The 19810-nt window shown below is 33.3% G+C and carries 21 protein-coding genes and 1 tRNA gene; 8 read left to right on the forward strand and 14 right to left on the reverse strand.

Translation table 11 applies throughout. The features are described 5' to 3' along the window. Position 1: 1 nt before the first annotated feature. From VK164_RS09280 to ruvC, 4 genes are all read right to left on the reverse strand, one after another. Positions 2–352, reverse strand: coding sequence for a VOC family protein (locus tag VK164_RS09280; RefSeq protein ID WP_324209073.1), 351 nt, complete (start codon positions 350–352; stop codon positions 2–4). 2 nt (positions 353–354) lie between these two features. After that, a complete protein-coding gene (locus VK164_RS09285) occupies positions 355–1113 on the reverse strand; it encodes a cyclase family protein (RefSeq protein WP_324209074.1) in 759 nt (252 codons plus the stop codon). A 50-nt stretch (positions 1114–1163) separates the two neighbouring features. Beyond that, entirely contained in the window at positions 1164–2327 is a 1164-nt protein-coding gene (hemW, locus tag VK164_RS09290) for a radical SAM family heme chaperone HemW (RefSeq protein ID WP_324209075.1), read from the reverse strand. Positions 2328–2389: 62 nt separating this feature from the next. Beyond that, positions 2390–2944 carry a crossover junction endodeoxyribonuclease RuvC gene (gene ruvC / locus VK164_RS09295; protein ID WP_324209076.1) on the reverse strand — a complete coding sequence of 185 codons (555 nt, stop codon included), beginning with the start codon at positions 2942–2944 and terminating at the stop codon, positions 2390–2392. A 54-nt stretch (positions 2945–2998) separates the two neighbouring features. Here ruvC and VK164_RS09300 point away from each other — a divergent pair, with 54 nt between their 5' ends. Further along, complete coding sequence (locus VK164_RS09300; RefSeq protein ID WP_324209077.1) at positions 2999–3925, forward strand: hypothetical protein; 927 nt, start codon at positions 2999–3001, stop codon at positions 3923–3925. An 87-nt stretch (positions 3926–4012) separates the two neighbouring features. Further along, the gene (locus VK164_RS09305) at positions 4013–5038 is read left to right on the forward strand and encodes a glycosyltransferase family 2 protein (protein WP_324209078.1); all 1026 of its coding nucleotides are present in this window, start codon (positions 4013–4015) and stop codon (positions 5036–5038) included. A gap of 1 nt (position 5039) precedes the next feature. On the opposite strand, the gene VK164_RS09310 is transcribed toward VK164_RS09305, so the two are convergent. Together VK164_RS09310 and VK164_RS09315 are read right to left on the reverse strand one after the other, a co-directional pair. After that, positions 5040–5522, reverse strand: a complete 483-nt coding sequence (locus VK164_RS09310) for a hypothetical protein (protein WP_324209079.1) — start codon at positions 5520–5522, stop codon at positions 5040–5042. A gap of 1 nt (position 5523) precedes the next feature. Further along, positions 5524–6138: an energy transducer TonB gene (locus VK164_RS09315; RefSeq protein WP_324209080.1), complete on the reverse strand. Its 615-nt coding sequence runs from the start codon at positions 6136–6138 to the stop codon at positions 5524–5526. A gap of 71 nt (positions 6139–6209) precedes the next feature. On the opposite strand from VK164_RS09315, the gene VK164_RS09320 reads away from it, so the two are divergent. Beyond that, the gene (locus VK164_RS09320; protein ID WP_324209081.1) at positions 6210–6710 is read left to right on the forward strand and encodes a DUF456 domain-containing protein; all 501 of its coding nucleotides are present in this window, start codon (positions 6210–6212) and stop codon (positions 6708–6710) included. A 159-nt stretch (positions 6711–6869) separates the two neighbouring features. Here VK164_RS09320 and VK164_RS09325 read toward each other — a convergent pair. The 5 genes from VK164_RS09325 to VK164_RS09345 form a co-directional block, all read right to left on the reverse strand. Continuing rightward, a tRNA-Asp gene (locus tag VK164_RS09325) sits at positions 6870–6946 on the reverse strand. 86 nt (positions 6947–7032) lie between these two features. After that, positions 7033–7959, reverse strand: coding sequence for a DUF58 domain-containing protein (locus tag VK164_RS09330; RefSeq protein WP_324209082.1), 927 nt, complete (start codon positions 7957–7959; stop codon positions 7033–7035). 126 nt (positions 7960–8085) lie between these two features. After that, a complete protein-coding gene (gene trxA, locus VK164_RS09335) occupies positions 8086–8403 on the reverse strand; it encodes a thioredoxin (RefSeq protein ID WP_133608539.1) in 318 nt (105 codons plus the stop codon). 113 nt (positions 8404–8516) lie between these two features. After that, positions 8517–13040: a DNA polymerase III subunit alpha gene (dnaE, locus tag VK164_RS09340; protein ID WP_324209083.1), complete on the reverse strand. Its 4524-nt coding sequence runs from the start codon at positions 13038–13040 to the stop codon at positions 8517–8519. Between the two features lie 154 nt (positions 13041–13194). Next, complete coding sequence (locus tag VK164_RS09345; protein WP_324209084.1) at positions 13195–13884, reverse strand: DUF6252 family protein; 690 nt, start codon at positions 13882–13884, stop codon at positions 13195–13197. 171 nt (positions 13885–14055) lie between these two features. Here VK164_RS09345 and VK164_RS09350 point away from each other — a divergent pair, with 171 nt between their 5' ends. The 5 genes from VK164_RS09350 to VK164_RS09370 all read left to right on the forward strand — a co-directional run bounded on the left by VK164_RS09350 (position 14056) and on the right by VK164_RS09370 (position 18022). After that, positions 14056–14610: a 30S ribosomal protein S16 gene (locus tag VK164_RS09350; protein ID WP_324209085.1), complete on the forward strand. Its 555-nt coding sequence runs from the start codon at positions 14056–14058 to the stop codon at positions 14608–14610. Between the two features lie 15 nt (positions 14611–14625). Next, positions 14626–15153, forward strand: coding sequence for a ribosome maturation factor RimM (gene rimM, locus VK164_RS09355; RefSeq protein ID WP_324209086.1), 528 nt, complete (start codon positions 14626–14628; stop codon positions 15151–15153). A gap of 5 nt (positions 15154–15158) precedes the next feature. Beyond that, positions 15159–15866, forward strand: a complete 708-nt coding sequence (locus tag VK164_RS09360) for a tRNA1(Val) (adenine(37)-N6)-methyltransferase (RefSeq protein ID WP_324209087.1) — start codon at positions 15159–15161, stop codon at positions 15864–15866. A 75-nt stretch (positions 15867–15941) separates the two neighbouring features. Further along, positions 15942–17120 carry an acyl-CoA dehydrogenase family protein gene (locus VK164_RS09365; protein ID WP_324209088.1) on the forward strand — a complete coding sequence of 393 codons (1179 nt, stop codon included), beginning with the start codon at positions 15942–15944 and terminating at the stop codon, positions 17118–17120. Positions 17121–17239: 119 nt separating this feature from the next. After that, entirely contained in the window at positions 17240–18022 is a 783-nt protein-coding gene (locus VK164_RS09370) for a DUF3050 domain-containing protein (protein WP_324209487.1), read from the forward strand. A gap of 38 nt (positions 18023–18060) precedes the next feature. Here the strand turns inward: VK164_RS09370 and VK164_RS09375 are convergent, their stop codons facing one another. The 3 genes from VK164_RS09375 to VK164_RS09385 form a co-directional block, all read right to left on the reverse strand. Continuing rightward, the gene (locus VK164_RS09375; RefSeq protein WP_324209089.1) at positions 18061–18393 is read right to left on the reverse strand and encodes a ferredoxin; all 333 of its coding nucleotides are present in this window, start codon (positions 18391–18393) and stop codon (positions 18061–18063) included. 1 nt (position 18394) lies between these two features. Beyond that, positions 18395–19453, reverse strand: coding sequence for an NAD(P)/FAD-dependent oxidoreductase (locus VK164_RS09380; protein WP_324209090.1), 1059 nt, complete (start codon positions 19451–19453; stop codon positions 18395–18397). Positions 19454–19570: 117 nt separating this feature from the next. After that, positions 19571–19810, reverse strand: a complete 240-nt coding sequence (locus VK164_RS09385) for a NifU family protein (protein WP_324209091.1) — start codon at positions 19808–19810, stop codon at positions 19571–19573.

Raw genomic sequence — 19810 nt, forward strand, 5'->3', positions numbered from 1 at the left:
ATTAAACAAATTGACCAAAAGTTAAAAGCGTTCCATTCGGATCAATAATAGAAAATTCTATTTGATTCCATGGTTTCTTTTCTAGTTTACCATTTGGATGAATTGAAATACCGCTTTCAATTAATTTATTATATAGCTTTTCGATTTCAACATTAACTCTTAAATAAATCATGAAATCAGATTGCTTTGGATTTAGATTGCTATGAGAAAAAAAATGAAGCTCTGCTTGTTCTAAACTAAAAATTAGATACTGACCATAATCGGCATCTAATTGAAATCCAATGGTGTTATAGAAATTAATTGTTTCATCCTTATTAATAAAAGGTAATTTTGAAATTACTGCTGAAATCATTTTTACTCAATTTTATATAATATTGGCTTACTTGGACTTGCATCATTTTCAAACGAAGCAAATTGTAAGTTTAAAATATAACTTCCATCTTTTATATCTTCATTTACATAAATCATTTCCGTAATCGTACAATCAAATCGTGCATCTTCGCTGACATCATTGACATCTTTTACATTCCAAAATGCTTTGTGCGCTAACAATTTTCCTTCATCGTGCTCTCTATCCACACTAGGCAAATCGATTAATAAATGCTGAATACCTTTTTCTCTAATAAAAATCGCAGCCGCTTCTTCTAAATAAGGTGGATTCGTATTGGAATAATTCAGATGTTTTTTAGTTTCAGGATTAGGTAATGTTCTGATGATGATGGATTCTTGGAAATTTTCTCCCAATGCAATCTCAATCTGTTCTTTCGTAATGACTAAATCTTCGCCAACCGCTTTTGGTTCCACCGAAATTAATTCAGCTGTAAAGAAAAATTGCTTTAAACATTGATTTATCGAGTAAAAATCACGTGTAATATGTCCTAAACATTCGGTGTGCGTTCCATGCGCATGTGGATTGAAGAAAATATTATTAAAATTGGTTGATGATTTCCCCTCCGAAACTTTCCCAATCCAATCGCCCATTGTTACTGGTGCAATTTCAGGGGTGTTTTGATACCACGCAATCGGGTTTTGCTCGTTATTGGTTAATGGAATGGAAATATCTAATGGTTTAGATAAGTCGGTTTTATATTCATTGTTGATGATTGCTATCATAATAGAATGCGATTTAACAGATATTCTAAAGCAGATTTACTGAGTTACTTTTACTCCAAATTTAATAAAAACAAATCACTCGCAATCCCATCACTCAAAAACTTTCCTTTTTTTGTAGCTCGTAAAATATTATCATCTACAAACAACAAATGATCTTCTATAAATTTTGCTGCTTGTTGGTTCAGATAGTCCAAATAGGTTTTTCCAAATTCTTGTTCGATTCTTTCTAATGAAATACCCCAAATGGTTCTCAAGCCAGTCATAACATATTCGTTGTATCGGTCGGTTTTGGTTAATGTTTCGATTTCAATTGGTAATTTATTTTCTTGTATTGATTTGATATAAAGTGAATTATTTGATACATTCCAGCCTCTATTTTTTCCATCATAACTGTGTGCTGACGGACCAATTCCGATGTATTTTTTTCCCAACCAATAACTCGAATTGTTTTTAGAAAAATAATTTTCTTTACCAAAATTCGATAATTCGTAATGAATGAAACCGTTTTCAGATAGTTTGTCTACCAAAATATGAAAATGTTCTTGAGCTACTTCATCATCAGGTTGTGGAATAATTCCTTTTTGTATAAACGAATGCAAAGCCGTTTTAGCTTCAACTGTTAAAGCATAACTCGAAATATGCGGCACACCAAAAGACAAAGCGGTTTCAATGTTTTGTAACCATTTTTCATTACTCATTTGCTTCGCCTGTTCGCCATTTTGGCTCGAGTCAGGAATTCCGTAAATCAAATCGATAGAAATATTATCGAAATATTGTGTGGCAATTTCCAAACATTTCTTGGCTTCTTCCACATTGTGCGCGCGATTCATCATCTTTAAATCGTCTTCAAAAAACGATTGAATTCCGATAGATAATCGGTTAACTTTATTTTTTGAGAGTTCAATTATTCGATTCTCCGTTAAATCATCTGGATTGGCTTCTACCGTAATTTCTGGATTTTCAACCACTTTGAAATTTCGATATACTGCATCAATCAAAAATTTTAAATCAGACATTTCTAAAATGCTTGGAGTACCACCACCAAAATAAATCGTTTCAACAATCTCCTCTTGAAACTCACTTTTACGCATTTCAATTTCTTTAGCCAATGCCAAAACCATCTCATCCTTCTTCTTCAACGAAGTAGAAAAATGAAAATCGCAATAGTGACACGCCTGCTTGCAGAATGGTATGTGGATGTAGATGCCTGACATTTTATTAGTATTCAGTCGCAGTCGCAGTTTGCAGTACTGAGACTGCAAACTGCGACTGAAAACTATTTTTTTATTCTATCTTCATTCTGTTTTACAAAAGCATCCCATCCAGTATAATTTTTTCCCACTTCAACTCTTCCCGAATTGAAAAAATGACAAACAGCTGCTGCTAAACCATCGGTGGAATCTAGATTTTTAGGAAGCTCCTTTAATCCTAATAATTGTTGAAGCATTTTGGCTACTTGTTCCTTACTGGCATTTCCATTTCCAGTAATAGCCATTTTTATTTTTTTTGGTTCATATTCTGTAATCGGAATATCTCTTGAAAGTCCGGCTGCCATAGCAACTCCTTGTGCTCTTCCTAGTTTTAGCATTGATTGTACATTTTTTCCAAAGAAAGGCGCTTCAATGGCAATTTCATCTGGATTGTGCGTGTCGATTAGTTCGATAGTTCGCTCAAAAATGACTCTTAATTTTTGATAATGGTTGTCGTATTTGGACAAAATAAGTTCGTTCAACTGCAGAAATTCCATTTTCTTGTTGACTACTTTAATTAATCCAAAACCCATAATCGTCGTTCCTGGGTCAATTCCTAATATGATGCGTTCGTTTGCCAAAATTTTGTTTCAAGTTTCAAGTTTCAAGTTCAAAGTTTTCGTTTCTTTGTACCAATGATTACAATTCCTCACAAAGCTAAGCAATTCCTTGTTTTTACCATCAAACTTTTGATTGTAATTGGTGCGTTTTATTTTATTTATGACCAAATTGCTGGAAATTCAAAATTAGAATGGAGTAAATTCCAAACTTTAGTTTTAGAAAAAACTTCAGTTTTGACCATCATTTTTATTTTATTGTTTAGTGTTGCCAATCGGTATTTCGAAATTTTAAAATGGCAGAATTTAGTAGATTTTATCAAACCGATTTCTGTTGGTGAAGCAAGTAAACAAGTTTTAGGTGCTTTAACATTAGGTGTATTTACTCCAGTTGGAATTGGAGAGTACGCTGGAAAAGCTTTATATTTTCCAAAAAAACAAACTAAAAAAATTATTTTTTTAAATTTAGTTTGCAATGGAATTCAAAGTTTTTCAACTGTTATCTTTGGAATAATTGGCTTAATCTATCTGAAATATTATTTTTTGGCATCAGGATCTATTTTATTGGTAGTAATTTTAACATTATTTCTATATTTCTCAAGAGAGATAAAAATCAAGAACTATACTTTTCAGGATTTAATACATCGTCTTAATGAAATTCCAAAATATATTCATCGTAAGAATTTTGTTTTGGCTTTTTGTAGATATGTAATTTTTTCTCATCAATATTATGTTTTATTTTTAGTATTTGATGTTGACCTACCCTATTTAACTTTAATATCAACAATTTCTATCGTTTATTTTTTATCATCAGTCGTACCGAGTTTCCAATTTTTGGATTTTGCTGTAAAAGGAAGTATGGCGATGTTTTTCTTTGTAAAATTAGACGTTAACGAATGGATTGTGATATTTATTAGTACCTTGATGTGGTTTTTAAACGTAGTTTTACCAGTAGTGATTGGGAGTTATTACGTGATGCGATTTAAGTTGAATACTTCAAAATAGATAGTTCGTATGTTGGAATTAATTCTTGGGACCGTTTTTCTTATTTACCTCCTATTCATCGGGCAACTGATTTATGGATTTAATCGAATGAGACGTTTTTCGAAAACAGAATTCACTCCAAAAACCTCTTTTTCAATTGTAATTCCGTTTCGAAATGAAAAAGAAAACCTTCCGAATTTATTGCATTCGATTTCATTGTTGCATTATCCGAAGGAATTAGTTGAAGTGATTTTAGTGGATGATAATTCTGTGGACGAATTTAGAATTCAGAATTTAGAATTTAGAATTCAAACTGTAAAAAATATTCGTAAATCAAATTCACCAAAGAAAGATGCAATAGAAACTGCAATTCAAATAGCAAAAAAAAATTGGATTATTACTACCGACGCCGATTGTTTGGTACAGAAAGATTGGTTGACAATTTATGACCAATACATTCAGGAAAATGAAGTTAAAATGGTAGCTTCAGGTGTTTGTTATATTCAAAAAAATGGTTTCTTATCCGCTTTTCAGAATTTAGATTTTTTGAGTTTACTAGGCGCTACTATTGGCAGTTTTGGCATTGGGAAACCTTTTATGTGCAATGGTGCTAATTTTGCCTATTCTAAACATTTTTTCAAGGAATTAAACGGTTTTCAAGGGAATGAAACTATTGCCAGTGGTGACGATGTTTTTCTGCTTCAAAAAGCCGTTTCATTTGCTCCTAAGAAAGTTGGATTTTTATTGGCTAAAGAAAGTATTGTAGCAACAAAACCTGTTGCAACATGGTCTGAATTGTTTCAGCAACGGGTTCGCTGGGCTTCAAAAAGTACCGGTTATTCATCGATTTATGGAAAGCTGTTAGCGCTTGTAGTTTTTGGTGGAAATTTGGCTTGGATAGTAAGCTTTTTACTTTGGTTAATTGGATTTTTAGACCAAAACATTTTTATGCTTTTTGTGGCATTGAAATTCCTAGTCGATTTTATTTTGATTTACAAAACGGCAAGTTTTTTCGAGTCGAAATTACAATATGTATTGGCGAGTAGTTTGTTGTATCCGTTTTTTAGTGTTTCGGTGGCGGTGTATTCGTTGTTTGGGAAATATGATTGGAAAGGAAGAAGTTTTAGAAAATAAACTACTTTTCAACTTTAATAATTACGGGAAGCACAAATTGAGTTTTTACTTTAATTCCTCTTTTAATTGCGGGCTCTACTTTTGGAAAATCAGACAAACGAGCGGTTAAAATACTATCAATTTTTATTTTATCATACGCCACACTATCTTTTGGTAATTGCGGTTCAAATTGTAAGCTTGCATCAGGATTAATAGTTACTTTTACTTCAATAGTATCCATTTCAGGATATAACATTTGTAAAGTATCAATTCCTATTCGTTCTTGAATGGTTTGCGCTAAATAATCAAAAAAACATTGTTTTTTTATTTCGGAATCTTTTATCGTATCACACTGTAAAACAGACGGAAACTCATCCACTTCATTCCAATTGATTTTTTTTAATTCTTGTTGTAACAACACATTTTCATCTGGTACTTTTTTATCAAAATACTGACAAGATTGAATTGTTAAAAATAAAAAAAGGAGTTGAATTGTTTTTTTCATATTATTCTTCCATCTGAAACATTATGGGTATAGCAAACGAAATATTAATTGGCTTTCCATCACAATTTGCAGGGATAGCTGTTGGCAATGATTTAATAATCCGAATAGCTTCTTCTTCTAATATTAGTCCATATTCTGGACCTATAACTTCTTTAACTTGTGGATTTCCTTCTTTGTCAATTAGAAAATAAACTGTTACCCTACCTTGCAAATCATGTTCCTCAGCAAATTCTGGATATCTAAATTTATTAATAATATGTTTCTTTATATAATCTGTAAATGCTATTTCTTCTTCAAGACCAGTTGTTATGTTTTTTATCTTGTAATAAGGTAATTCTTGATTGGTACATTTATCAAAACCATCAACATCTCTTTTAACATTATCCGTTAGTTTTGATTTCTCAATAGAATCTGCGGCTTTTTTCTGTTTTTTTGCTAACTTATCTGCTTCAACACGAACTAAATAAGCATCCCATTCTTTCTTTTTTTGTTCTTCTAATTCTTTTTTAATTCTAGCTAATTCTTTCAATTTTTCCTGCGTTGACATTCTCTTCTCTTGAGCAATTGAAGGCACTGAAAATAGAATTGAAATAAAAAACAAAAAAGCAAATCTCATAGTTATAATTAATTAATTTTAAATTGTATGAAAACAAAGTTATAAATTTGTTAGACAATAACTAAAATCTTATGGAATACTTTTTACTGATTCTAGGTTTGCTTTTTATGATTATCGGAATTATTGGCAGCGTACTTCCTGCTTTACCGGGACCGCCTATTAGTTGGGTTGGGATTTTGATGCTATATTTATGCAAAGAAATTCCAACAAATTACTGGATCTTAGGAATTACCTTACTGATTGCTGTTGTAATTGGTATTTTAGATTATGTGATTCCTGCAAAAGGAACTAAGTATTTCGGTGGAAGCAAGTATGGTATTTGGGGAACAAATATAGGTTTAGTTGTTGGGATTTTTACTCCAATTCCGTTCGGATTTTTAATTGGACCCTTTATTGGTGCACTTGTGGGAGAACTTATTTATAACTCTCAAGAAAAAGGAAGGGCATTCAAAGCAGCTACCGGTTCATTTATTGGGTTTTTAGCAGGAACCTTTATGAAAGTATTGGTGAGTTTACTTTTTTTTGGATTGTTTTTAGTTTTAGTATGGCAAAATAGAGCCGTTTGGTTTTAATGTTAAATAAATAAATCAAAAAAGCTCTGCATAAATGCAAAGCTTTCCATTGGTCTAACTACTAAACCTTTTGGTACTTTCGTACCTAAACAACACAACTATTTTAAATATTTTAAGAGGGCAAAAAAGCCTTTCTTTTACGAAAGGCTTCCTCTTTACTGGCGGTCTGGACGGGACTCGAACCCGCGACCCCATGCGTGACAGGCATGTATTCTAACCAACTGAACTACCAAACCAGTGCTTGATTGCGAGTGCAAATATACTACGCTTTTTCATTCCTGCAAATATTTTTTTAAAAAAAATTAAACTTTTTTTAAAGCATTTAGCCAAACTTTTGTTTTTCAACCAAATACGTAGTCATAATTTTTTCAAATTTTTCATCTACAGAAACCGGAACATACTTAATTTGGTACTGCATACAAGTTGTTTCAACAGATTTAAAATATTCCTGAACCTTTTCTTGGTACATTTCTTGAGTATTTTCAGCAAATAAATTGACTTCTTCACCGGTTTCAACGTCGATAAATTTTCGTGGTGTGTTGTCAAAACTAAAATTTAATTCTGTTTTTTTATCATACACATGAAAAACCACTACTTTATGTTTGTTATGTTTTAAATGCTGAAGCGCTTTGAAGATTTTCTCACTGTCTTCGTTCTGAAACATATCTGTAAACAAAATTACCATAGAACGACGATGAATGTTTTCCGCAATTTGATGTAAGAACGTTACTGTATCTGTTTTTTTTGTTTGATTATTATTCTCCAAAACACCTTCTAGCTTATTTAAAATCATACGATGATGACGATCACTTCCTTTTTCTGGTGAATAATATTCGTAAGTATCTGAGTAAACACTCAATCCAACAGCATCGCGTTGCTTTTTAAGTAAATTCATTAAAACCGCAGAAGCCAATACCGAAAATCCTATTTTATTTTCATAAAAGAGCTGATTATCTTTCAATTTGGGATAATGCATCGAAGACGAATTATCGATAATCAAATGGCAACGCAAATTGGTTTCTTCTTCGTAGCGTTTAGTATATAATCTATCCGTTTTTGCAAATAACTTCCAATCGATATGTTTAGTGCTTTCGCCTGGATTATAGATTTTATGCTCGGCAAATTCTGCTGAAAATCCATGAAAAGGCGATTTGTGCATGCCGGAAATAAAACCTTCCACAATTTGGTTGGCCAATAGTTCCAGATGCTCAAAACTGGAAATTTTTTGTATTTGAGATTCTAAATTCATATTCTCAAAGATAGGAAAAGATTTTTTATTTTAGGTAAAAGCTTTTGGGCAAAGAATGTGTGGTTGTGAATAAAAAAAGGCTCAACTTGCGTTGAACCTTTCTCATCATATTTCTTTTCTAATTAATTATAGTAATGCGTCAATTGCATCAGTATAAGTTTTCTTAGGAGCAACACCAACTTGTCTTCCTACTACTTCTCCGTTTTGGAAAATTAATACTGTTGGAATATTTCTAACACCGTATTTTGCAGCAAATTCTTGATTTGCATCTACATCCACTTTTCCTACTACTGCTTTTCCTTCATACTCACTGTGAATTTCATCGATAACAGGTCCAACCATTCTACATGGTCCACACCAAGCTGCCCAAAAATCTACTACTACTGGTTTGTCTGATTTTAACACTACCTCATCAAAAGTAGCATCTGTTATTGCTAATGCCATATTTTTCTATTTAGTTTTATACTTATTATGAATGCAAATTTAGGAATTAATTATAAACGAAAGTATATTTTAAAATTAGTTTTGATTATACCTACATTACAATAGCTTATACTTTAATTCAATTTAAAATTTACTTGCATGCGCTCAAGTTCTTGAAGTAATTCAGACGAAATTTTTACTTTTAATTTTCGGCTGGGCATAGAAAGTTTAGTTTTTACTATGATTTCTTCTTTTTCTGTCGGAACTTCTATTTCCATTTCTGCTACTTCACCCGACTCATTCACAATTTCATCTTCTATATCAATCAGAGCAGCAGTAGGAATCTCTTCTATAACTTTTTTAATTCGCTCCAATTCCATTACTTCAAACGTAACTGAATTATCCCCTTTATTTTGTAAAAATATTCGATTTAATTCTGTTATCACATGTTCTTTAACATCGTTAATTGGAAACATTAAAATCAATTTCTTTGCGAAAGTTGGCAACACATCAGCTAACATTTTGGCGTCTAAAAACTGAATTCTTGGATCTGATTTTTTGCCTGTCTCGCGATTTACCCAACCTTCTTTTACGTTGATTTTAAAGAACACAAACTGATTTTGTAACAAGAAATGACGGTATTTCAGATACTCTTCATCAAAAATTCGGAATTCATAACTCTCTTCATAACCTTCTAATACAAAGGTTGCCCAACCTTTTCCGTTTTTGGCAGTTCTATGTTGTACATTGGTTACAATTCCACCAAAAGAAAGATTTTTACCTAAATGTTGTTCTAAATTTTTAAGCGATTCTAATTTAGCCGTACAAAAATATTTCATTTCAAACTTGTAATCATCTAACGGATGACCCGAAATATAAATTCCAACAACTTCTTTTTCTTTAGCTAATTTTTCCATAGTGCTCCATTCTTCACATGGTGGCACTTGTGGTTCTGCAATTTGAACTTCCGAAGCATCACCAAACAAACTTACTTGTGATGAATTTTCATTTTCTTGGAATTTTGATCCATAACGAATTGCTTTTTCTAAAAATGTAATTCCATCGCCATCATGATGAAAATATTGGGCTCGATGTGTTTCTATAAAACCATCAAAACCACCTGCTAATGCTAAATTTTCGAATGCTTTTTTATTCGCAGCACGTAAATCAATTCGTTTGGCTAAATCAAAAATAGATTTGTAATTTCCGTCTTTTCTATTTTCAACAATAGTTTGTACTGCTCCTGCTCCAACACCTTTAATCGCTCCCATTCCAAAACGAACAGCGTAATTTTCGTTTACTGTAAATTTATAGTACGATTCATTCACATCTGGACCCAAAACAGCCAATCCCATGCGTTTACATTCTTCCATAAAGAACGAAACTTGCTTGATATCGTTCATATTATTAGAAAGTACCGCAGCCATGTATTCTGCAGGATAATGTGCTTTTAAATAAGCGGTTTGATACGCAATCCAAGCATAACAAGTAGAATGTGATTTATTGAACGCATAACTTGCAAACGCTTCCCAGTCTTTCCAAATTTTCTCTAAAATAATGGGGTCATGCCCTTTTTCTGCAGCTTGATTGATAAATTGAGGTTTCATTTTGTTCAAAACGTCAATTTGCTTTTTACCCATCGCTTTACGCAAAACGTCGGCATCACCTTTTGAAAATCCAGCTAATTTTTGTGACAAAAGCATTACCTGCTCTTGATAAACTGTAATTCCGTAGGTTTCTGCTAAATATTCTTCACACGCTTCTAAATCGTATTTGATTTCTTCTTCGCCGTTTTTTCTACGAACGAAAGAAGGAATATATTCCAATGGCCCTGGACGATATAATGCATTCATGGCAATTAAATCGGCAAAAACAGTTGGCTTTAAATCCTTCATGTATTTCTGCATTCCAGGTGATTCGTATTGGAAAACCCCAACCGTTTCACCTCTTTGGAATAACTCATATGTTTTTTGGTCATCAATTGGAAAATTATCAGGATCTAAGTCGATTCCTAAACGATATTTTACCAATTTAACCGTGTCTTTAATTAAGGTTAGGGTTTTTAATCCCAAAAAGTCCATCTTCAACAAACCGGCGCTTTCAGCCACTGAGTTATCAAATTGCGTTACATATAAATCAGAATCTTTCGCTGTTGTTACAGGTACGAAATTAGTAATATCATCAGGTGTAATGATTACCCCACAAGCATGAATTCCGGTATTTCGCATGGAGCCTTCTAGCACTTTTGCTTGCTGAATGGTTTCTCCTGCTAAATCTTCAGAGTTGGCAATCCCAATTAATTCTTTGACTTTATCAAATTCTTCCGAACGCAATGCTTTTTTGACTTCGCTTTCGTCTTCGGCTAGAAATCGGGCTAAATTCCATTTGGAAGGCATCATACCTGGAATTAATTTTGCAATTCTATCCGCTTCAAAAAGTGGTAAATCTAGTACACGAGCCGTATCTCGAATTGCAGACTTCGTAGCCATTTTACCATAGGTAATAATTTGCGCCACTTGATTAGAACCATATTTATTAATTACATAATCCATTACACGACCACGACCTTCATCATCAAAGTCGATATCAATATCGGGCATGGAAACACGGTCGGGATTTAGGAAACGCTCAAAAAGCAAATCGTACTTAATGGGGTCGATATTTGTAATTCCTAAACAATATGCCACAGCAGAACCCGCTGCTGAACCACGACCTGGACCAACGGAAACATCCATTTTTCGGGCTTCCGCAATGAAATCTTGTACAATTAAGAAATAACCCGGATAACCTGAATTTGAAATCGTGAGCAATTCAAAATCCAAGCGTTCTTTGATGTCATCGGTTAATTCTGGATAGCGTTTTTCGGCTCCTTTGTAAGTTAAATGTCTTAAATAATTATTCTCACCTCGCACACCTCCGTCTTCGGCATCTTCAGGGACTTCAAATTCATCAGGAATTTTAAATTTTGGAAGTAATACATCACGATATAATGAATACGCTTCGACTTTATCTATAATTTCCTGAATATTGATAATCGCTTCGGGTAAATCCGCAAAAAGTTGCTTCATTTCGTCACTCGATTTGAAATAATATTCCTGATTTGGCATCCCATAACGATAACCACGTCCGCGACCAATTGGAGTAGCTTGTTTTTCACCATCTTTCACACACAATAAAATATCGTGGGCGTTGGCATCTTCTTTATTAACGTAATAGGTATTATTGGTAGCAACCAACTTCACATTGTGCTTTCTCGAAAAAGCAATTAATGTCTGATTGACACGATTTTCATCTTCTTGCTTGTGACGCATTAATTCCAAGTAGAAATCAGCACCAAATTGTTCTTTCCACCAAATCAAAGCTTCTTCTGCTTGACTCTCACCGACATTTAGAATTTTACTTGGAATTTCACCGTATAAATTTCCAGATAAAACAATAATATCTTCTTTATATTGCTCTACTACTTTCCTATCGATACGAGGAACGTAATAGAAACCATCGGTGTAAGCAATAGAAGACATTTTAGCTAAATTGTGATAGCCTTTTTTATTTTTTGCCAATAAAACAACTTGATAACCATTGTCTTTTTTGGTCTTATCTTTATGATCATCACAGATATTAAATTCACAACCAACAATAGGTTTGATTTCGATTTCTGTGGGTTCCTCTCCTGCTTCAATTGCAGCTTCAATTTTTGTTTTAGCAGCTTTGTTGTGATTCATTACAGCACTTACAAAATGGAAAGCTCCCATCATGTTCCCTGTATCGGTCATAGCAACCGCTGCCATTTTGAATTTTGCCGAGGCTCTTACTAAATCATTAATAGCAATAGTAGATTGCAAAACCGAAAACTGTGTGTGATTGTGCAAATGTGCAAAAGCAGCGTCTTTTAAATCAGATTTTACTTCTTCTGAAATTGTCGTTTGAACTTCCTCTTGTTCGATTTTTTTCAAACGCGCTCTAATTTCATCAGAGGCTTGTTTTAGATTGATATGTTTTAATCCGATTAATTGAATTTCGCCCAGATTTTTTTCTCGAAAACTTCTAAAATATTCAGGCGTTACATCTAATTCTTCTTTAGTAAAAACTTCTCTTTTGATTAATTCTAAAAAACAACGAGTTGTTGCTTCCACGTCGGCAGTCGCATTGTGGGCTTCTGCAAATGGCTGATTAAAAAGAAACTGATGAAGTTCTGTTAATGTTGGCAATTTAAATTTACCACCTCGACCACCAGGTAATTTCAATAAGTTGGCTGTGATTTCGGTACAGGTATCTAAAACCGGCATTTTCGTCATATCAGAACCAATATTCATACGATGAAATTCACATCCCATAATATTGACATCGAATCCTACATTTTGTCCAACGATAAATTTCGTTTTAGAAAGCGCGATATTGAATTTCTCTAAAACTTCAGACAGCAGAATTCCTTGCTCCATTGCCAATTCAGTAGAAATACCATGAATCCGCTCTGCATCATACGGAATATTAAAACCTTCGGGCTTTACCAGATAATCTTGGTGCTCGATAAGATTTCCCATTTCGTCATGCAACTGCCATGCAATTTGTATACAACGAGGCCAGTTATCTGTATCGGTAATGGGCGCCGACCAACTGCGAGGTAATCCTGTGGTTTCTGTATCGAAAATTAAGTACATCTATCTGATAATTAAGCTAAAAATAAAAAGCTAAAGAAAATTTAGAATAATAACAAAAATACATTTTATGTTATTGAATGCCAATTTAAGTTATCAACAAAAAAACCACCTGAATTACTTCAGATGGTTTTGATTATAATTTATTTGTTTACAATTATTGTAAAGGAACTTTGTAAAAATGCCCTTCAGAAAAAGTAACCACTTCTCCTTCACTATTAACAGCGTTAAGTTTGAATGTTCCAGTAAATAATCCATTTGAAACTTCTTCAATTGTAACCTCTCCATTACTTTGCTGTACGTTTTCAATTCTTACAGTTGCATTATTATTACCTCCTACAATTGTAACAACATCTCCTGCAACATAACCCTCACCTCTAGCCACAACAGTTAACTTAGTAATCGTTCCAGAAACAGTTGTTAAAGCGACCTTTAAACCTGTACCAGAACCACCTGTAGTTTGTGCACCTGGCAAATTAGTATAACCAGTACCAGCAGTTAACATTCCTGAAAGTTTGTATGCTGGACCTTCAACAACACTTGTATCATAAAAATCAGCAAAATCATTTGCATCAAAAGAATATGAAGCGTGATTTCCTAAATAATCTTGTGTTCCTAATAAATAAGTTCCAACATTCATAGCGTTAGTTTTCAATACAACTGTTTCATATGCCGTGTAAGCGGTAATCGTCATTCCTCCATCTCCATCAACAGAAACTCTTGCTTCATTTGCTCTCCATTGAACATCATTTAGTTTTGCTTGAAATGCTGGTGTATTGGTTTGAATATCTTGTTGACATGAATTAAATAATGCCACAATAGCTAACAAAGAAAATATTTTTTTCATTTTTAAAAGTTCTAATTATATGTAGGAAACAAAAATAACTTTTTTATCTAAATAAACGCAAATTCAAGATAAAAATATTTTTTCTATACTTAATATGTTTGTATTACAAAGTTTTATATATTTGCACCCTTAAATAACCGAGGTCGAGAACCTCAAATTAATCACAAGATTATGTCAGTAAAAATTAGATTACAAAGACACGGAAAAAAAGGGAAACCTTTTTATTGGGTTGTTGCAGCAGATGCAAGATCAAAGAGAGATGGTAAATTCTTAGAAAAAATTGGAACTTACAATCCAAACACAAATCCAGCAACTATTGATTTAAACTTGGACAGCGCTGTTCAATGGTTACACAATGGAGCTCAACCAACTGATACCGCTAGAGCAATTCTTTCATACAAAGGTGCTTTATTAAAACATCATTTAGATGGAGGTGTTAGAAAAGGTGCTTTAACTCAAGAGCAAGCAGATGCTAAATTAGCAACTTGGTTAGATGAGAAAGCAGGAAAAGTTGATGCTAAAAAAGCTGGTTTATCTAAAGCTGAAGCAGATGCTAAAGCAAAAGCTTTAAAAGCTGAAAAAGAAGCAAACGAAAAACGTATTGCTGCTCAAGCTGAAGCTGCAAAAGCTGAAGAGGCTGCAGTAGAGGCATCTGAAGAAGTAGTTGAAGCTGCTACTGAAGAAACTCCAGCTGTTGAAGAAAACAACGAAGAAACAGAAGCTTAATCATAGAGCGATTTTATGCGTAAACAAGATTGTTTCTATTTAGGTAAAATCGCGAAAAAATTTAGTTTCAAAGGGGAAGTATTGGCGTATTTAGACACCGACGAACCCGAATTGTATCAAAATTTGGAATCAGTTTTTGTTGAAATCAACAAAAGTCTGGTTCCATTTTTTATTGAAAGTAGTTCCCTTCACAAAGAAAAATTCTTACGTATCCGTTTTGAAGACATTCAAACTGAAGAAGAAGCAGACGAAATCATGGGAAGTGAAATCTATCTTCCGCTTTCTATGTTACCAAAATTAGAAGGAACCCAATTTTACTATCATGAAGTTATCGGGTTTGATGTATTGGATACTCGTATAGGAAACATTGGAAAAATTACTGCTATTAATGATAGTGGTGCACAACCTCTTTTTGAAATCGATAAAAATGGAACTGAAATTTTGATTCCGCTTATTGATGATTTCATTATTGCTCTCGACAGAGAAAATAAAATCATTACTTTAGAAACTCCTGAAGGTTTGGTTGACCTTTATCTTGGATAATTCCAATGACTTTTACATTCAAACAATTTTCGGTTAATCAAGATCGTTGTGCAATGAAAATTGGCACTGATGGTGTGCTACTTGGCGCTTGGACACCATTAACTAATAATCCATACAATGTTTTAGATATTGGCACAGGAACTGGAATCTTATCCTTAATGTTAGCTCAAAGAAGTAACACCGAACAAATCGATGCGATTGAAATTGACGAAGATGCTTACGAACAATGTGTGGAGAATTTTGAAGCTTCGCCTTGGGGTGATAAATTATTCTGTTTTCATGCTGGTTTGGATGAATTTGTGGACGAACCAGAAGAGGAATATGATTTAATTATTTCCAATCCTCCTTTTTACACTGATGATTACAAATCGGATAATACTTCGAGAGATTTAGCGCGTTTTGAAGATGCTTTGCCTTTTGAAGAATTAATTGAAGCTGCTGCATTATTACTTTCGGATAATGGGATTTTCTCAGTGATTATTCCTTACAAAGAAGAAGAACGTTTTGTTTCTTTATGTAAAGAATTGGATTTATTTCCATTAAAAATTACTCGAGTAAAAGGCACACCAACATCTGAAATTAAAAGAAGTTTATTAGCTTTTTGCCGAATGGAACAAATTCCTTTAATTGATGAGTTAGTCATTGAAATTTCAAGACATATTTATACTTCGGAATACATTGAATTAACGAAAGAGTTCTATTTGAAGATGTGATTTAAAAATTATAACATTTGTTCGTTGATTTGTTAAAAATCTTTACTTACTTTTGTGACTTTCAAATCAAAAACTATGAGACCAGACTTATTTCAATCTCCAGATTATTATTTATTAGACGAATTATTATCTGACGAACATAAAATGGTGCGTGATGCTGCACGTGCTTGGGTAAAAAAAGAAGTTTCTCCGATTATTGAAGACTTCGCACAAAGAGCAGAATTTCCAAAACAAATCGTAAAAGGTTTAGGGGAAATTGGTGGATTTGGTCCGTATATTCCTGTGGAATATGGTGGTGCTGGATTAGATCAAATTTCTTATGGATTAATCATGCAAGAAATTGAAAGAGGAGATTCGGGTGTACGTTCGACTTCTTCTGTTCAGTCTTCATTGGTTATGTATCCAATTTGGAAATACGGAAACGAAGAGCAAAGAATGAAATATTTACCAAAATTAGCCACAGGAGAAATGATTGGTTGTTTTGGTTTAACAGAGCCAGATTATGGTTCTAATCCAGGTGGAATGGTAACGAATTTTAAAGATATGGGCGACCATTATCTTTTAAATGGCGCTAAAATGTGGATTTCCAATGCCCCATTTGCTGACATTGCAGTGGTTTGGGCTAAAAACGAAGAAGGAAGAATTCACGGATTAATCGTGGAAAGAGGAATGGAAGGTTTTTCAACTCCTGAAACACATAATAAATGGTCGTTAAGAGCTTCAGCTACTGGAGAGCTTATTTTTGACAACGTAAAAGTTCCAAAAGAAAACTTATTACCAAACAAATCTGGATTAGGAGCACCACTTGGATGTTTAGATTCGGCACGTTATGGAATTGCTTGGGGAGCGATTGGAGCAGCAATGGATTGTTATGATACGGCTTTGAGATATTCAAAAGAACGTATTCAGTTTGATAAACCAATTGGAGCAACTCAATTACAACAAAAGAAATTAGCCGAAATGATTACTGAAATCACAAAAGCGCAATTATTAACTTGGAGATTGGGTGTTTTAAGAAACGAAGGAAAAGCTACAACAGCTCAAATTTCGATGGCAAAAAGAAACAATGTTGACATGGCGTTAACAATTGCACGTGATGCACGTCAAATGCTTGGCGGAATGGGAATTACAGGTGAATATTCTATCATGAGACACATGATGAATTTAGAATCTGTAGTAACTTATGAAGGAACACATGATATTCACTTGTTAATTACAGGTATGGATGTAACTGGTTTCCCTGCATTTAAGTAATTAAACAATAGATAAAATTGATACAAAATGCTTCTCTTTCTAGGGAAGCATTTTTACATTTGTACTATTATAGTAGAAACCAAAAAGGTTACTAATTCGTACATAAAATAAAAAACATGATGAATATTCCAAGCATTAATCAAGCTATACAAAACCAGAAAGAACAATTATTAAACCATTCGTTATACAATAAAGTTAAAACGATTGAAGATTTACATTGTTTTTTAGAAAATCATATTTATGCGGTATGGGATTTTATGTCATTATTAAAAGCCTTGCAAAATAAGTTGACTTGTACCACTACTCCATGGTTACCAATTGGAAATCCAGAAATTCGCTATTTAATTAATGAAATTGTTGTAGCTGAAGAAACCGATTTAACTATTGATGGAACACGTCAAAGTCATTTTGAAATGTACATAGATGCGATGACGCAATGTGGTGCTTCGACAACTCAAATCAATGCTTTTTTGAAAAATGTAGAAGAAACGAAAAACATTTTTGTATCGATAAAGCAAAGTGATTTACACCCGAATGTGAAAGCGTTTTTAGATTTTACTTTCCGTGTGATTGAACAAGGAAAACCACATGAAATTGCGGCTGCTTTTACTTTTGGAAGAGAAGATTTGATTCCGAATATGTTTACCGAAATCTTGAAAAACTTTCAGCAAAATTTCCCAGAAACTGATTTATCAAAACTAATTTATTATTTCGAAAGACATATTGAATTAGATGGCGATGAACATGGACCAATGGCGATGCAAATGATAACTGAACTTTGTGGTGATTCTGAACAAAAATGGAATGAAGTTCAAGAAATTTCAGCTTTAGCTTTAGAAAAAAGAATTGGACTTTGGAATGCTATTGAAGAGCAAGTGGAACATAAACATGAATTGGTTTAAAAACAAAAAAAGCGAGAATCTCTTCTCGCTTTTTATTTTTACTGTTCAGGTGCTATTTCAATTTCCAAACCTTCTAAATCTTCTGTGATTGGAATTTGGCAACCTAATCTTGAATTATCCTTTACGTGATAGGCTTCCCAAAGCATTGCTTCTTCATCGGGGTTTCGTTCCAATGAGATTACATCGTTTAACACATAACACTGACAAGAAGCACACATAGCCATTCCGCCACAAACACCAACGGTTCCTTCTTCGGCTAATTCATAAGAACGAATTAACTCCATGATGTTCATGTTCATGTCGGTTGGGGCTAACACTTCGTGTCGAACTCCGTTTCTGTCGGTTATAAAAATGGTTACGTCTTGTGGCATATTAATCAATTGATTTTACAACTGCTTTTTCAGCTTCTTTTCTACTTCCATCAAAACCATCAACTCCTGAAACTGTAGTATATTTCAAAACATAACGTTTTCCTGGGTTAATTCTATTGTAAACACTTTGGCACATTAAAGTAGCTTCGTGGAAACCACATAAAATCAACTTTAATTTTCCTGGATAAATATTAACGTCACCAATAGCATAAATTCCATCGATATTAGTTTGATAATCTAATGCGTTATTTACTTTGATAGCGTTCTTTTCGATTTCTAATCCCCAGTTAGCAATTGGTCCTAACTTTGGTGTTAATCCGAAAAGTGGAATAAAATAATCGCATTCAACTTTCAGTCTGGCACCGTTAACTTCAATATCAACAGCGGTTATTCTCTCACTACCATTAAATCCAACAACTTCTGCAGGCGTAACCAATTTTATTTTACCAGCATTCTTTAACTCTTGTACTTTTTCTACTGAATCTAAAGCGCCTCGAAATTCGTTTCTTCTATGTACCAATGTCACTGAATTCGCAACATTAGACAAGAAAATACTCCAATCTAAAGCAGAGTCACCTCCACCAGCAATTACAATATTTTTTCCACGATATTTTTCTGGGTCTTTTACGAAGTAATCCACTCCACGATCTTCTTTTTCGTAAAATTCGATGTCTTTTAAAATAGGCTTTCTTGGTTCAAAAGTTCCCAAACCTCCAGCTATTGCAATCGCTTTTGCCTGATGCTTTGTACCTTCATTAGTGGTTACAATAAACGTACCATCATCTAATTTTTCAATGGTTTCAGCCGTTTCTCCCAAAGTAAATCCAGGTTGAAATTGTTTGATTTGTTCCATCAAATTAGTTACCAAATCTCCTGCTAATACTGAAGGATATCCTGGAATATCAAAAATAGGCTTCTTTGGATATAATTCGGCTAACTGCCCTCCTGGTTGCGGAAGAGCGTCAATAATATGACATTTTAATTGTAATAATCCGGCTTCAAAAACAGCAAAAAGTCCCGTAGGACCTGCGCCAATAATTAATATATCAGTTTGAATCATGCTTTAAAATCATTTAGAAATGTAAAGTTACAAATACATACATTTGCTATACGTTACATAAGTTACAAAGTGGCAAAATTGAATAATTCAAATATAATATAACATGATAATAATCAGTTATGCTATATTTTCTACTGTTTCAATTTGTGGCGCATACTTTTTTATAGTAGTTTCCACACCCGCTTTCATTGTACTAATACTAAAATTACAACTTGTACAAGCTCCCTCTAACCTTACTTTGACGTGTTTATCATCAATAATTTCTATTAATGATATATTTCCTCCATCAGAATTTAAGAAAGGACGAATTTCTTCTAATGCTTTTTCAACGTTTTCTTTAATTTCTATTGTTGTCAT

The organism is Flavobacterium sp. (assembly GCF_035299005.1).
In the GTDB taxonomy this organism is placed as follows: Bacteria; Bacteroidota; Bacteroidia; order Flavobacteriales; family Flavobacteriaceae; genus Flavobacterium.